At 41.6% G+C, this 14,365-nt stretch carries 19 protein-coding genes; 15 read left to right on the top strand and 4 right to left on the bottom strand.

Going from position 1 to position 14,365, the window contains the following annotated elements; genetic code table 11:
- The first annotated feature begins 4 nt into the window (after window positions 1-4).
- Genes trpD through trpA form a run of 5 tightly spaced genes read left to right on the top strand, consistent with a single transcriptional unit; the run spans window position 5 to window position 4,335 of the window.
- Window positions 5-1,009: an anthranilate phosphoribosyltransferase gene (trpD, locus tag ACESOD_RS03465; protein WP_373094024.1), complete on the top strand. Its 1,005-nt coding sequence runs from the start codon at window positions 5-7 to the stop codon at window positions 1,007-1,009.
- The gene (gene trpC / locus ACESOD_RS03460; protein WP_373094022.1) at window positions 1,006-1,773 is read left to right on the top strand and encodes an indole-3-glycerol phosphate synthase TrpC; all 768 of its coding nucleotides are present in this window, start codon (window positions 1,006-1,008) and stop codon (window positions 1,771-1,773) included. Before trpD ends, trpC begins: the two co-directional genes overlap by 4 nt.
- On the top strand, window positions 1,760-2,359 hold the full coding sequence (locus ACESOD_RS03455) for a phosphoribosylanthranilate isomerase (RefSeq protein ID WP_373094020.1): 600 nt from the start codon (window positions 1,760-1,762) through the stop codon (window positions 2,357-2,359). Before trpC ends, ACESOD_RS03455 begins: the two co-directional genes overlap by 14 nt.
- A complete protein-coding gene (trpB, locus tag ACESOD_RS03450) occupies window positions 2,337-3,560 on the top strand; it encodes a tryptophan synthase subunit beta (RefSeq protein WP_373094018.1) in 1,224 nt (407 codons plus the stop codon). Before ACESOD_RS03455 ends, trpB begins: the two co-directional genes overlap by 23 nt.
- Window positions 3,553-4,335: a tryptophan synthase subunit alpha gene (gene trpA, locus ACESOD_RS03445; RefSeq protein ID WP_373094016.1), complete on the top strand. Its 783-nt coding sequence runs from the start codon at window positions 3,553-3,555 to the stop codon at window positions 4,333-4,335. Before trpB ends, trpA begins: the two co-directional genes overlap by 8 nt.
- Here trpA and ACESOD_RS03440 read toward each other — a convergent pair.
- Window positions 4,304-4,966: a prepilin peptidase gene (locus ACESOD_RS03440; protein ID WP_373094014.1), complete on the bottom strand. Its 663-nt coding sequence runs from the start codon at window positions 4,964-4,966 to the stop codon at window positions 4,304-4,306. The two genes, trpA and ACESOD_RS03440, sit on opposite strands and share 32 nt — an antisense overlap.
- Window positions 4,967-5,036: 70 nt before the next feature.
- On the opposite strand from ACESOD_RS03440, the gene ACESOD_RS03435 reads away from it, so the two are divergent.
- From ACESOD_RS03435 to ACESOD_RS03400, 8 genes are all read left to right on the top strand, one after another.
- Window positions 5,037-5,492, top strand: coding sequence for a GNAT family N-acetyltransferase (locus ACESOD_RS03435; protein WP_373094012.1), 456 nt, complete (start codon window positions 5,037-5,039; stop codon window positions 5,490-5,492).
- Between the two features lie 85 nt (window positions 5,493-5,577).
- Window positions 5,578-6,327: a tRNA pseudouridine(38-40) synthase TruA gene (gene truA / locus ACESOD_RS03430; RefSeq protein ID WP_373094011.1), complete on the top strand. Its 750-nt coding sequence runs from the start codon at window positions 5,578-5,580 to the stop codon at window positions 6,325-6,327.
- The gene (locus ACESOD_RS03425) at window positions 6,317-7,090 is read left to right on the top strand and encodes a bifunctional hydroxymethylpyrimidine kinase/phosphomethylpyrimidine kinase (protein WP_373094009.1); all 774 of its coding nucleotides are present in this window, start codon (window positions 6,317-6,319) and stop codon (window positions 7,088-7,090) included. Before truA ends, ACESOD_RS03425 begins: the two co-directional genes overlap by 11 nt.
- Window positions 7,068-7,529, top strand: a complete 462-nt coding sequence (locus ACESOD_RS03420) for an ECF transporter S component (RefSeq protein ID WP_070677715.1) — start codon at window positions 7,068-7,070, stop codon at window positions 7,527-7,529. Before ACESOD_RS03425 ends, ACESOD_RS03420 begins: the two co-directional genes overlap by 23 nt.
- A 58-nt stretch (window positions 7,530-7,587) precedes the next feature.
- The gene (locus ACESOD_RS03415; RefSeq protein WP_024053574.1) at window positions 7,588-7,812 is read left to right on the top strand and encodes a YqgQ family protein; all 225 of its coding nucleotides are present in this window, start codon (window positions 7,588-7,590) and stop codon (window positions 7,810-7,812) included.
- Between the two features lie 5 nt (window positions 7,813-7,817).
- A complete protein-coding gene (locus ACESOD_RS03410) occupies window positions 7,818-8,198 on the top strand; it encodes a rhodanese-like domain-containing protein (protein WP_000259323.1) in 381 nt (126 codons plus the stop codon).
- Between the two features lie 128 nt (window positions 8,199-8,326).
- Complete coding sequence (locus ACESOD_RS03405; RefSeq protein ID WP_373094076.1) at window positions 8,327-8,518, top strand: DUF4190 domain-containing protein; 192 nt, start codon at window positions 8,327-8,329, stop codon at window positions 8,516-8,518.
- A gap of 166 nt (window positions 8,519-8,684) precedes the next feature.
- Window positions 8,685-8,912, top strand: coding sequence for a DUF4190 domain-containing protein (locus tag ACESOD_RS03400; protein ID WP_373094006.1), 228 nt, complete (start codon window positions 8,685-8,687; stop codon window positions 8,910-8,912).
- 42 nt (window positions 8,913-8,954) lie between these two features.
- Here ACESOD_RS03400 and ACESOD_RS03395 read toward each other — a convergent pair whose 3' ends face one another.
- Complete coding sequence (locus ACESOD_RS03395; protein WP_373094005.1) at window positions 8,955-9,680, bottom strand: pseudouridine synthase; 726 nt, start codon at window positions 9,678-9,680, stop codon at window positions 8,955-8,957.
- A 161-nt stretch (window positions 9,681-9,841) separates the two neighbouring features.
- Here ACESOD_RS03395 and typA point away from each other — a divergent pair, with 161 nt between their 5' ends.
- Both typA and ACESOD_RS03385 read left to right on the top strand, forming a co-directional pair.
- Entirely contained in the window at window positions 9,842-11,683 is a 1,842-nt protein-coding gene (gene typA / locus ACESOD_RS03390; protein WP_049503436.1) for a translational GTPase TypA, read from the top strand.
- Between the two features lie 19 nt (window positions 11,684-11,702).
- A complete protein-coding gene (locus ACESOD_RS03385) occupies window positions 11,703-11,951 on the top strand; it encodes a DUF3165 family protein (protein ID WP_000262655.1) in 249 nt (82 codons plus the stop codon).
- 70 nt (window positions 11,952-12,021) lie between these two features.
- Here ACESOD_RS03385 and ACESOD_RS03380 read toward each other — a convergent pair whose 3' ends face one another.
- The gene (locus ACESOD_RS03380; protein WP_373094004.1) at window positions 12,022-12,993 is read right to left on the bottom strand and encodes an aromatic acid exporter family protein; all 972 of its coding nucleotides are present in this window, start codon (window positions 12,991-12,993) and stop codon (window positions 12,022-12,024) included.
- A 64-nt stretch (window positions 12,994-13,057) separates the two neighbouring features.
- Window positions 13,058-14,263 (bottom strand): serine/threonine transporter SstT, encoded by a 1,206-nt coding sequence (sstT, locus tag ACESOD_RS03375; RefSeq protein ID WP_373094002.1) that lies wholly within the window; start codon window positions 14,261-14,263, stop codon window positions 13,058-13,060.
- Between the last annotated feature and the right edge of the window lie 102 nt (window positions 14,264-14,365).

The raw sequence follows: 14,365 nt of genomic DNA, 5'->3' as shown, positions 1-14,365 counted from the left end.
CAAAATGAAAGAAATTATTGAAAAATTAGCGAACTTTGAAGATCTATCAGGTGTTGAAATGACGGATGTGATTGAACGCATCGTGACAGGGAGAGTGACAGAAGCACAAATTGCATCACTTCTTTTAGCTCTCAAGATGAAGGGAGAAACACCTGAGGAAAGAACAGCCCTCGCCCAAGTCATGAGAGGACATGCTCAACACATTCCAACCAACATTCAAGATGCTATGGATAACTGCGGTACGGGTGGAGATAAGTCATTTAGCTTTAACATTTCAACAACTGCAGCCTTTGTCTTAGCAGGTGGAGGAATCCATATGGCTAAACATGGTAATCGTTCAATTTCCTCTAAATCTGGTTCAGCAGATGTCTTGCAAGCTTTGGGAATCAATATTGACCTCAAGCCAGCACAATTAGGTAAGGTATTTGATCAAACAGGAATTGTCTTTCTCTTTGCCAAAAACATGCACCCAGCTATGAAATATATCATGCCAGCACGCTTGGAATTGGGAATTCCAACCATCATGAATTTGACAGGTCCACTGATTCACCCAATGGTCTTGGAAACACAGCTTCTAGGAATTAGTCGTCCAGAACTTCTGGAAAGTACGGCTCAGGTTTTGAAAAACATGGGTCGCAAACGTGCTATCGTAGTAGCTGGTCCAGAAGGATTGGATGAAGCTGGTTTGAATGGTACTACCAGCATTGCCCTTCTTGAAAATGGTGAAATCACTTTGTCAACCTTTACCCCAGAAGATTTGGGAATGGAACGCATTGCCATTGAGGACATTCGTGGTGGAAATGCACATGAGAATGCAGCCATCCTTGTTAGCGTTCTTAATAATGAACCAAGTCCATTCTTGGAAACAACCGTTTTAAATGCTGGTCTAGGATTCTACGCCAATGGTAAAGCAGACAGTATCAAGGACGGAGTTGAATTGGCACGTCAAGTGATAGCTAGTGGTAAGGCCCTTGAAAAACTCAGACTATTACAGGAGTACCAAAAATGAGTCAGGAATTTTTATCACGTATCCTAGAGCAGAAGGCGCGTGAAGTTGAAAAGATGGAGAGAGAGGAACTTCAGCCCTTGCGTGAAAGCTATCGTTTGGCTGAATATTTGAAAAACCATCAGGACCGTTTGCAAATCATTGCGGAGGTCAAGAAGGCGAGTCCAAGTATGGGTGATATCAATCTGGATGTGGATATCGTTCAACAGGCCCAGACTTACGAGGCTAACGGCGCTGTTATGATTTCTGTTCTGACAGATGAAGTTTTCTTCAAGGGTCATTTGGATTATCTTCGTGAGATTGCCAGTCAGGTAGAGATTCCGACTTTAAACAAGGATTTTATTATCGATGAAAAGCAAATCATTCGTGCTCGCAATGCAGGTGCGACAGTTATCTTGCTTATCGTAGCGGCTTTATCAGAAGAACGCCTCAAGGAACTGTATGACTATGCGACAGAGCTTGGCCTAGAAGTATTAGTGGAAACTCATAATCTAGCTGAACTAGAAGTTGCTCACCGCCTGGGAGCTCAAATTATCGGTGTGAATAATCGTAATTTGACTACCTTTGAAGTTGACTTGCATACCAGTGTAGACTTGGCCCAATACTTTAAGGACGATTGCTTCTACATTTCTGAATCTGCTATTTTTACAGAAGCAGATGCGAAACGAGTCGCACCCTACTTTAATGGAATTTTGGTAGGAACAGCCCTCATGCAGGCAGAAGATGTAGCCCAGAGAATCAAGGAGTTGCAGATTGACAAAGGTTAAGATTTGTGGGCTATCGACCAAAGGAGCTGTAGAGGCAGCTGTGTCGGCTGGAGCAGACTACATTGGTTTTGTCTTTGCTCCTAGCAAAAGACAGGTGACCTTGGCCCAGGCTGCCGAGTTGGCAAAGCTCATTCCTAGCCATATTCAAAAAGTTGGGGTATTTGTTTCACCAAGTCGGGAAGAACTACTAGAAGCGATTGAAAAGATTGGTTTGGACTTAGTTCAAATTCATGGTCAGGTGGCGGATGATTTGTTTGAGAATTTGCCTTGTGCCAGCATTCAGGCAATGCAGGTGGATGGGAATGGACATGTACCCAATTCTCAGGCAGATTATTTACTCTTTGATGCACCTGTGGCAGGAAGTGGCCAGACCTTTGATTGGGGGCAACTGGATACGACAGAATTATCTCAGTCTTTCTTCATCGCAGGTGGGCTAAATGAAGCCAATGTAGAAGAAGCAATTCAACACTTTACTCCCTATGCAGTAGATGTATCAAGTGGGGTAGAATCAAACGGACAAAAAGATCATGAAAAGATTAGAAGATTTATAGAGAGGGTAAAACATGGCATATCAAGAACCAAATAAAGATGGATTTTACGGGAAATTCGGTGGACGTTTTGTCCCAGAAACATTGATGACAGCAGTATTGGAATTGGAAGAGGCTTATCGTGAAAGTCAGGCAGATCCAAGTTTCCAAGAAGAGTTAAACCAACTTTTGCGCCAGTATGTAGGTCGTGAAACTCCCCTTTACTACGCAAAAAACTTGACCCAGCATATCGGCGGAGCCAAGATTTACCTCAAACGTGAAGATCTCAACCATACAGGTGCACACAAGATTAACAATGCCTTGGGACAAGTTCTTCTTGCTAAACGCATGGGCAAAAAGAAAATTATCGCTGAAACAGGTGCCGGTCAACATGGTGTGGCAACTGCAACAGCTGCAGCTCTCTTCAATATGGAATGTACTATCTATATGGGTGAGGAAGATGTTAAACGCCAAGCCCTCAATGTCTTCCGTATGGAACTTTTGGGAGCCAAGGTGGAAGCTGTAACAGATGGTTCGCGCGTGCTCAAGGACGCGGTCAATGCAGCCCTTCGTTCATGGGTAGCCAACATCGATGATACCCACTATATCCTTGGTTCTGCCTTGGGGCCTCATCCTTTTCCAGAAATTGTGCGTGATTTCCAAAGTGTTATCGGACGTGAAGCTAAACAACAGTACCGCGACTTGACTGGGAAAGACTTACCAGATGCTCTAGTAGCCTGTGTTGGTGGTGGTTCGAATGCTATCGGGCTTTTCCATCCATTTGTAGAAGATGAGTCAGTAGCTATGTATGGGGCTGAAGCAGCAGGACTTGGTGTGGACACAGAGCATCACGCAGCTACCTTGACCAAGGGTCGCCCAGGAGTTCTTCACGGTTCTCTCATGGATGTTCTCCAAGATGCCCATGGACAAATCTTAGAAGCCTTCTCTATCTCAGCAGGTTTGGACTACCCAGGTATCGGTCCAGAACATTCTCATTACCACGATATCAAGCGTGCGACCTATGTTCCTGTGACAGATGAGGAAGCCTTGGAAGGCTTCCAACTCTTGTCTCGTGTGGAAGGGATTATCCCAGCTTTGGAATCTAGTCACGCTATCGCCTTTGCGGTGAAATTAGCCAAAGAACTTGGTCCAGACAAGTCTATGATTGTCTGTCTATCAGGTCGAGGAGACAAGGATGTAGTTCAAGTTAAAGACCGCTTGGAAGCAGACGCAGCAAAGAAGGGAGAAGCTCATGCCTAAGACACTAACAGAAAAACTGAACGCTATTAAAGCAACCGGAAAGGGAATTTTTGTTCCCTATATCATGGCTGGAGACCACGAAAAAGGATTAGATGGTCTCGGTGAAACAATTCACTTTTTAGAAGATTTGGGTGTGTCTGCCATTGAGGTAGGAGTTCCCTTTTCTGACCCAGTTGCAGATGGTCCAGTTATCGAAGAAGCAGGCTTGCGCAGTCTAGCTAGTGGTACTTCTACACAGGCTCTAGTTGAAACTTTAAAGACTATTGAAACAGAAGTTCCACTTGTTATCATGACCTACTTTAACCCCCTCTTTCAGTACGGTATTGAGAAATTTATCAAAGAACTTTCTACTACAGCGGTTAAAGGGTTGATTATCCCAGACCTCCCTCATGAACACGCTAACTTTGTAGAGCCCTTTTTGGTGAATACAGACATTACTTTGATTCCACTTGTCAGCTTGACGACAGGAATGGAGCGTCAAAAGGAACTCATTGAAGGATCAGAAGGTTTTGTTTATGCTGTTGCCATTAACGGGGTGACAGGGAAAGCAGGAAATTACCGAGATGACTTGGACAAGCACTTGGCTCAACTGCATCAAGTAGCAGATATTCCAGTCTTGACAGGTTTTGGTGTATCCACACAGGATGATGTAGAACGATTTAATGCAGTATCAGATGGCGTTATCGTCGGTTCCAAGATTGTTAAGGCTCTACATGAAGGACAAGTAGCAGAAATCGCTGACTTTATTCGAGAAGCAGTAGCTTACCAAAAATAATCATACAAGCGGCAAGCAAGAGGAAAGGTACAAAAGGAAGTCTTTCCTTTTTCTTTAGTAGGAGAAAGGCTAGGATGCCAGTTGTGGAAGAAAATTGAATTAAAATCAGCATCTCAGTTAAGCTAAAAATAAGTGCACAGGAAGCCAGAAAGAGAAAATCCCCTGCACCTATGCGGATATCGATAAAGTGAGCCAAAATTCCCAAGATAAGAAAGAAAATCATAACTAGATTCCAACCACAGCAAACCATGAGGATTAAGTGAAAAATCAACCAGACGAGCAAGGGATATTCCTGATGACGAAAGTCGTAGATGCCCAAAGTCAAGCCGGCAGTTATCAAGATGACTTGCCCCAAAGTTAAAAATCCCACAGACTCAGCTAGAAAGAGAAGCCCCAATCCAAACTCAAAGAGAGCATACCAAAAGGGATAGCTTGAATTACAGTAGCGACAACGAAAGCGATTGAATACCTGTGAGACAATTGGAATCAAATCCAAGGGACGTAAGCGAGTATGACAGGAATCGCAGTGACTAGCAGGGAAAACAATAGACTGCTCAGGAAAGCGGTCAATGACAAGACCTAGAAAGGAAGCGATAATAGCTCCAACAAGAAAAAAGTAAAGATGAATCATACTTATTTATTCGGAAAAAATAAGAGAAAGAGTATAATAGTTGGATAAAGGAGAAATTTTAGGAGCAAATATGAAAATTCACTTTGAAAAAGGACTTCAGATAGAAAATGTCCAACTCATTTGTCGCTGGTCTAATGCTTTGGGAGAAAGTTTTCAGAAACAATGGATGGGACCCAAAATTTCTTATCCCTTGATGGTCCAATCCTTACAAAAGCTGGAAGGAATTTTTTCCATTTTTGCTGAAGAAGAGTTTGTAGGTGTCATCCAGAAAATCAGGCTAGAAGACAGGAATCTTCATATCGGGAGATTTTTTATCAATCCTCAGAAACAGGGGCAGGGCTTAGGTAGCCAGGCATTAAGGGAATTTGTTAGTTTGGCCTTTGAAAATGAAGACATAGATACTATTTCTCTAAATGTTTACGAGGCAAATCAAACAGCTTACAATCTTTACCAAAAAGAAGGATTTGAAATCGTTCAAATGGTTGAAGTACCTGTACGAAAATATATAATGAGAAAATCGAGGTAAGGACTAGTTTATATCTAAAACTGCACCCGTACAATTTTTGGTTTTCAAACTTGTTGCAGAGAAATTTTCTTGATAAAATAGATACATGACTAGATATAAAGCAATCATTTCCTATGATGGCTACGCCTTTGCTGGCTTTCAACGGCAACCACACGCGCGTACTGTCCAAGAGGAAATTGAAAAAACTTTAACCAAATTAAATAAAGGGCAGGCCATTACCATCCATGGTGCAGGGCGAACGGATAGTGGTGTTCATGCGCTAGGGCAGGTTATCCACTTTGACCTTCCCTATCAGATGAATGAGGAAAAGCTTCGCTTTGCTCTCGATACTCAAAGTCCTGAAGATATAGATGTCATTTCGATTGAGGTAGTGGCTGATGATTTTCATTGCCGTTATGCCAAGCATAGCAAGACCTACGAGTTTATCGTGGATAGAGGGCGTCCTAAAAATCCTATGAGACGTCATTATGCCACCCACTATCCCTATCCACTAGATGTGGAACGCATGCAAAAGGCAGTAAAGAAATTAGAAGGAACCCATGATTTCACCGGTTTTACTGCTGCCGGAACAAGTGTGGAGGACAAGGTAAGAACAATCACGGAAGCCAGTCTTAGGGTTGACGAGACCGGTCAATTTTTGACCTTTACTTTCTCTGGCAATGGCTTCCTCTATAAGCAGATTCGAAATATGGTCGGGACCTTGCTGAAAATTGGTAATAACAGAATGCCGATAGAGCAGATTGACCTGATTTTGGAGAAAAAAGACAGACAGTTGGCAGGTCCAACTGCAGCACCCAATGGTTTGTATTTGAAGGAGATTCGTTATGAAGAATAATCGTATTTTAGCACTTTCAGGAAATGATATTTTTAGTGGTGGTGGACTAGCTGCTGACCTCGCGACCTATACTTTAAATGGTTTGCATGGTTTTGTAGCTATGACTTGTTTAACTGCTTTGACGGAAAATGGTTTTGAGGTCTTCCCGACAGATGAGACTATTTTCCAACAACAGTTGGATAGTCTCAAGAGCGTAGACTTTGGAGGGATTAAGATTGGTCTCTTACCGACTGTTGGTGTTGCTGAGAAAGCTCTTAACTTTATCAAGGAATGCACAGGAATTCCAGTGGTATTGGATCCAGTTCTCGTTTGTAAGGAAACGCATGATGTTGCTGTCAGCGAGCTTTGTCAAGAGTTGATTCGCTTTTTCCCTTATGTGACTGTCATTACACCCAATCTTCCTGAGGCAGAATTGCTAGCAGACCAAAAGATTGAAACCTTAGAAGATATGAAGTCTGCAGCGCAGAAATTACATGACTTGGGTGTGCCAGCAGTGATTATCAAGGGTGGAAATCGTCTCAGTCAGGATAAGGCTGTGGATGTCTTTTATGACGGAGAGAATTTTACCATTCTTGAAAATCCAGTCATCCAAGGGCAAAATGCTGGTGCAGGGTGTACCTTTGCCTCAAGCATTGCCAGCCAGTTAGTCAAGGGAGAGGAGCTCTTACCAGCAATTGAAAGTTCTAAAGCCTTTGTTTACCGTGCCATTGCACAAGCAGATCAGTATGGAGTAAGACAATATGAAGCAAACAAAAACAAGTAAAATCGCCCTAGTATCCATCCTAGCAGCTCTATCCGTAGTTTTGGGCTATTTCGTAAAAATCCCAACACCAACAGGATTTCTAACACTTTTGGATGCAGGAATATTCTTTACGGCCTTTTACTTTGGGAGTCGCGAAGGAGCTGTTGTCGGAGGATTAGCGGGATTTCTAATTGACCTGATTTCAGGCTACCCCCAGTGGATGTTCTTCAGCTTGATTTTCCATGGTTCGCAGGGATATTTGGCAGGTGTTAAAGGGAAATGGCAGTGGCTAGGATTAGTCTTGGCAACCATCATCATGGTGGCAGGTTACGCTTTTGCATCGGCTTGGATGAATGGTTGGGGAGCAGCCATACCAGAAATCGTCCCAAATCTTGTGCAAAATATCGTTGGTATGACAGTAGGCTTTCTTCTTTGTCATAGTGTGAAGAAAGCTAGATAATAGTAAAAAGAGCAATCCTCCAAGGGAACTATTGAAAAAACTCTGATTTTTTGCTAAAATGAAAGCTATGAAAACACTCTACGATGTGCAACAATTTCTCAAACAGTTCGGCATTCTTGTCTATATGGGGAAACGTCTTTATGACATTGAATTAATGAAGATTGAACTATCTCGAATCTATGATGCTGGTTTGATGGATAAGCTGGATTATCTAGAAGCGGAGGCTGTTCTTCGCAGAGAGCACAAACTAGAATTAGACTATTTAGAAAAAAATGGAGATTAGGTAATATGGTAACTTGGGTATTATGGGGACTTATTGTAGCGATGTTGGCTTGGATGGGATACAACTACCTTCGCATTCGTCGTGCAGCGAAAATTGTAGACAATGCAGAATTTGAGTCTTTGATTCGTACAGGTCAGTTAATTGACTTGCGTGATCCAGCTGACTTCCACAGAAAACATATCCTTGGAGCTCGTAATATTCCTTCAAATCAATTGAAGACAAGTCTTGCAGCTCTTCGCAAGGATAAACCAGTCCTTCTATATGAAAACCAACGTGCGCAACGTGTGACCAATGCAGCACTTTTCTTGAAAAAGCAAGGCTTCTCAGAAATCTATATCCTCTCTTACGGATTGGATTCTTGGACTGGGAAGGTGAAGTCTAATTAACAATGTGAAAAAACTTGTCACATATGTTTAATATAAAGTTTCGGCTTTTTATGGTATAATTGTTAGTATAAAATTTAAGGAGTTTTTTTGAAGATGAAAGAAAAGAAAAACCATCACTTGTTTTAGGTATCCTATCTATCGTCCTTGGTTTGCTATCTCCAATCGTAGGTCTCGTTTTGGGGATCATTGGTCTAGTCTTGGCTAATTCACATCAAAAAGAATCTGAATTAGACTATAAAACAGAACGAATTCTTAATATCGTAGGGATTGTAGTTTCTGTAATTAACTGGGTTGCAGGACTCATCTTAATGATGCACTAATCAGGATTCTAACAAAAAAAGCTTTTAAAGATAAAGCTTTTTTTGTTTTATCCACTCTTCTCGGTTCAAGAACCGAATAACATAGTGCTAACATTTTTCACCCAATTGATAAAGCCGATTTTTATGGTATTATTCATTTGTGTTTAGTTTAAGGAGTTTTTAGAATATGCAAGAAAAGAAAAAAGCGTCACTTGTTTTAGGTATCTTGTCTATCATTCTTGGTTTGCTTTCGCCAGTGGTAAGTTTGATTTTGGGGATTATTGGTCTAGTCTTAGCTAGCTCACATCAAAAAGAATCTGGACTAGACTATAAGAGAGAAAAAAATTTGTCCATCCTGGGGATTGTAATTTCTGCACTTCACTTTATTTTAGGTGTTATGCTATTTGTACTCTAAAGAAGATTTAAAAAAGCTTTATTTGTTTAAAGCTTTTTTGTTTTATCCACTATTTTCTAAGTATGTTTTAATAATCTGCAGTTCTTCTTTGTTTAGAGGTCGGAAATCACCTTCTGCTAGGTCAGAGTCTAACATAAAATCTCCAAATTGAACTCGTTTTAGGGCAGTGACCTTGACATCAACAGAGAGGAACATTTTTTTGACTTGATGAAACTTTCCTTCAGAGATGGTGATAGTGGCTTTGCTGAGACTAGGACTTGAGGATAAAATCTCAAGTTGAGCAGGTTTACAGATAGTTCCATCAAGAAAGACAATCCCATCTTTAAACTCTTGAATATGGTCGGGAGTTAGTGGCCCATTGACCTCTACTTGGTAAGTTTTATCGACATGGTATTGAGGATGGAGGAGTTGAAAACCTAGAGGCCCATTGTCCGTTAAGAGGAGGAGTCCTGTCGTATCCCGATCCAGACGACCGATGGCGTAGAGTTGGTCAGACTGGAGAAGCTGAGGAAGGAGGTCCATGACCGTTGGGAGTTTCTTATCCTTGCTTGCAGTTACGACTCCATTTGGCTTATGGAGCATGAGGTAAGTGTGTTCGTATCCTTTAATTTTTTTATCTTTGAAAATCAACTCTTGCAACCCCGTATCAACATTCTGTGCAAGGGAACGAGCAGCGTGTCCATCTACAAAAATTTCTTTTTTCAGAAGAGCTTGTTTCATGGCTTTTCGACTGATTTTTTCCTGGGCTAATAATTTATCTAAACGCATACCAGCCTATCTTATCACAAGTCGCTTGCTTTGAAAAGGCTTGAAGTGAAAAGAAAAGTGCAGTGAAAACATTTACACTTACTTGAGTTAAGTCATTTGCTCAAAATTGTGGTATAATCGTTCAGTTAGAAAATAAATTTTTGAATACAATAGAGGAAATCATGACAAAATTAAGAGAAGATATCCGTAATATCGCGATTATCGCCCACGTCGACCACGGTAAAACTACACTTGTTGACGAATTGTTGAAACAATCTGAAACTCTTGACGCGCGTACAGAGTTGGCAGAGCGCGCAATGGACTCAAACGATATTGAAAAAGAGCGTGGAATTACCATCCTTGCGAAAAATACAGCAGTTGCCTACAACGGAACTCGTATCAACATCATGGACACACCAGGGCACGCGGACTTCGGTGGAGAAGTTGAACGTATCATGAAAATGGTTGACGGTGTTGTTTTGGTTGTAGATGCCTACGAAGGAACCATGCCACAGACTCGTTTCGTATTGAAAAAAGCCTTGGAACAAGACCTTGTGCCTATCGTTGTGGTTAACAAAATCGATAAGCCATCAGCTCGTCCAGCAGAAGTAGTAGATGAAGTCTTGGAACTTTTCATCGAGCTTGGTGCGGATGATGACCAACTTGACTTCCCAGTTGTTTATGCGTCAGCTATCAACGGAACATCTTCATTATCAGATGATCCAGCAGACCAAGAAAAAACTATGGCGCCAATCTTTGACACTATTATCGACCACATTCCAGCTCCAGTTGATAACTCAGATGAGCCCCTTCAATTCCAAGTGTCACTTTTGGACTACAACGACTTCGTAGGTCGTATCGGTATCGGACGTGTCTTCCGTGGTAGTGTAAAGGTAGGGGATCAAGTTACACTTTCTAAATTGGATGGTACAACTAAGAACTTCCGAGTTACAAAACTCTTCGGTTTCTTTGGTTTGGAACGTCGTGAAATTCAAGAAGCTAAAGCTGGTGACTTGATTGCCGTTTCAGGTATGGAAGATATCTTTGTCGGCGAAACCATCACTCCAACAGATGCAGTTGAAGCTCTTCCAGTTCTTCACATCGATGAGCCAACACTTCAAATGACCTTCTTGGTCAACAACTCACCATTTGCTGGTCGTGAAGGTAAATGGGTCACTTCTCGTAAGGTTGAAGAGCGCCTTCAAGCAGAATTGCAAACAGACGTTTCTCTTCGTGTTGAACCAACTGACTCACCAGATAAATGGACTGTATCAGGACGTGGGGAATTGCACTTGTCAATCCTTATCGAAACAATGCGTCGTGAGGGCTATGAGCTTCAAGTATCTCGTCCAGAAGTTATCGTAAAAGAAATTGATGGCGTCAAATGTGAACCATTTGAACGCGTGCAAATCGACACACCTGAAGAATACCAAGGATCCGTTATCCAAAGCCTTTCTGAACGTAAAGGTGAAATGTTGGATATGATCTCAACTGGTAATGGTCAAACTCGTTTGGTCTTCCTCGTTCCTGCGCGTGGTTTGATTGGATACTCAACTGAGTTCTTGTCAATGACTCGTGGTTACGGTATCATGAACCATACCTTCGACCAATACTTGCCATTGATTCCAGGTGAAATCGGTGGACGTCACCGTGGTGCCCTTGTCTCTATCGATACCGGTAAGGCAACAACATACTCTATCATGTCTATCGAAGAACGCGGTACTATCTTTGTTAATCCAGGTACTGAGGTTTACGAAGGAATGATCATCGGTGAAAACTCTCGTGAAAATGACTTGACAGTTAACATCACTAAGGCTAAACAAATGACCAACGTTCGTTCAGCAACTAAGGATCAAACAGCGGTTATCAAAACTCCTCGTATCTTAACTCTTGAAGAGTCTCTTGAGTTCTTGAACGACGATGAATACATGGAAGTAACGCCTGAATCTATTCGTTTGCGTAAACAAATCCTTAACAAGGCAGAGCGTGAGAAAGCAAACAAAAAGAAAAAATCAGCTGAATAAAAGCTAGAAAGAGCAGAAAATGGTCTATTTAATCATAGGGATTTTATTACTCTTACTCTATATATTTGCGACACCTCAAAGTATCAAGGGGACGGTTAATATTGTAATTCTTGTTTTTGGTCTCGTTTCCCTCGTGATTTTGCTCATGTTGTCCATCCTGCAAATCTTTCAGCTACCAACAGAATTCTTTATCACAGTAGCCATGCTGGTCCTTGCTTACTTTAGTTTGCGAGATATCAGTCTCATGTCGATTCGGAAAAAACACTAATCATCAATTCGAATCCTAAAATAATAAAAACTTCTATTAGCAACTAGTTGGCTGATAGAAGTTTTTTTGATTAAGATAGATTGCTTTTTTTTTCAGAATAGCGTTGATAGAAGTCAACTTTCAGTTGGATAAAGTTTTCCAATTCGCGCAGGAGTTGAAGTAATGTTGCGCGTGTTTCAAATTCTTCCCTTGTTTTAGGGAGGTTACGATTGCGAAATACCTGCAGGTAGCTTTCAATATCATTTAATAAATCGTTGGCTGGATTGGTCTGACTGAGTTGATCCGCAATTTTAGCAAATAGCTGGGCAAGGATTAGGCTTTCGCTTGCTGCTAGATTACAGGTGTTGATTTGCTGGGCCATATTGCGAAGAATGCGACTCTGTCTCTGTCTCATTTCGAAATAGTGGATATGATAGTCGGTCTGATGAAAGAGATGGTCAGAGTGATCAAGATAGACCAGTTTGAGAGCTTCTTCAAGAAGCTGATCCAGTTCCTCAACGAGTTGAGCACGGTTGCGGCCATCGCCCTTTCCAAGATAATATTCAAAACGTTGTAGAATGTGTTTGAGTTTTTCTTCTACCTTGAGATGATAGAGATGGATTTCTTCTTGTCGAGAAGGCATATAGAGATTGACAGTCAAGGCAAATCCCGTACCGATAAGAAATAGGAGAAGCTCGTTCACTAGCAGATCTGGTGATGTAGACTTCTGAACCAAGAGATGACTGACCAGGACACTACTCGGGGTAATGCCAATTTCCCAGCCGAATTTATAGGCAAGGGGAACATAGAGGGCCAAATAGAGACCGAAACTCCAGATATGGTAGCCAGTCAGGTGAAAGGAAAGGACACCAATGAAAAGAGCAAGAAGGGTAGAGAATAAACGATTGCGAGCTAGTTTTATAGTGCTTCTACGAGTATCAGACAAGCTCAAAAGGGCAATGATACCAGCTGACACTGCTGAAGATAAATCGAGAAAGTAGGCTAGGACACAGGCCAAACAGGTTGCCAGAACGAGTTTTAAAGTACGTTGGGTGATAGACATGAGATATTTCCTATAATGAATGATAGAAACCAGACAAAACAAGCCCTAAAAAGGCTTGTCTAGATTATTTTTTGTGAGCAGAGGAAAATTCTGCTACTGCTGTAAAGAGGACATCTGTTGAAGAGTTGAGGGCTGTTTCGCAAGAGTCTTGAATAACACCAATAACGAAACCAACACCCACAACCTGCATAGCAATATCGTTGGTAATCCCAAAGAGACTGCAGGCAACTGGGATAAGTAGGAGTGAACCTCCGGCGATTCCTGAAGCACCGCAGGAAGAGATGGCTGCAACGATACTGAGTACAAAGGCTGTTGCAAAATCAACTGAGATTCCTAGAGTATTGACAGCTGCTAGGGTTAAGATGTTGATGGTAACAGCAGCTCCAGCCATATTGATGGTTGATCCCAAGGGGATTGAGACAGAATAGGTATCTGGATTAAGACCTAGATCCTCACAGAGTTTCATATTAACAGGGATATTAGCAGCGGAACTTCGAGTGAAAAAGGCTGTAACGCCACTGATACGCAAGCATTTCCACACCAAGGGATATGGATTTTTCTTGATAAAGAGAAAAGCAATCAGAGGATTGATCACTAGGGCAACGAAAACCATAGTGGCAATCAAAAGTCCGAGTAGGATTCCGTAATTTGCTAAACTAGCGATACCTTGGTCTGAGATGGTTTCGAAGACCAAGCCCAGGATACCAAAGGGCGCCAGGTTGATGATCCATTCGACGATTTTTGAAGTCACACTGGCCATTGTTTTGAGTAGTTCCTTGCTATTTTTGCTAGCTTCTCGCATGGCAATCCCAAAGACGATAGCCCAAGACAAAATTCCGATATAGTTAGCTTCGATGATGGCATTGACAGGATTATCTACTATTTTTAGCAGAAGATTGCTGAGTACTTGTCCAATACCGTCTGGAGGAGTAACTTCTGTGCTAGCGCTACTCAAAACCATCTGAACAGGGAAGAGAAAGCTAGCCAAAACTGCTACAAGAGCCGCAGCAAAAGTCCCCAGCAAATAGAGGAAAATGACTCTTTTCATATTACTATCTTGGCCTTTTTGGTGTTGGGAAAGGGCGTTAGCGACTAAAGCAAAAACCAGGATAGGAGCGATAGCTTTTAGTCCTCCTACAAATAAATCTCCCAATAAACCAATGCCAGTTAGATTAGGAAAGAGTAGACCTAGAATTGCTCCCAAGACCATTCCGATTCCGATACGTTTGATCAAATTTGTTTTGTTCCAAGCACGAATGATTCTTTTCATAGAGGTCTCCTTTTTTGTGTATTGTTTATGATTATAGTATAAATATGCTTGAAAAGCAAGTGAGTTATAAGTTTCATTGGAATTAATGAATATTTATGAAAA

Source organism: Streptococcus oralis (genome assembly GCF_964238205.1).
In the GTDB taxonomy this organism is placed as follows: domain Bacteria; phylum Bacillota; class Bacilli; order Lactobacillales; family Streptococcaceae; genus Streptococcus; species Streptococcus oralis_CZ.
The sequence above is the reverse complement of the archived record's forward strand: the minus strand, read 5'-3'. Positions and strand labels throughout refer to the sequence as shown.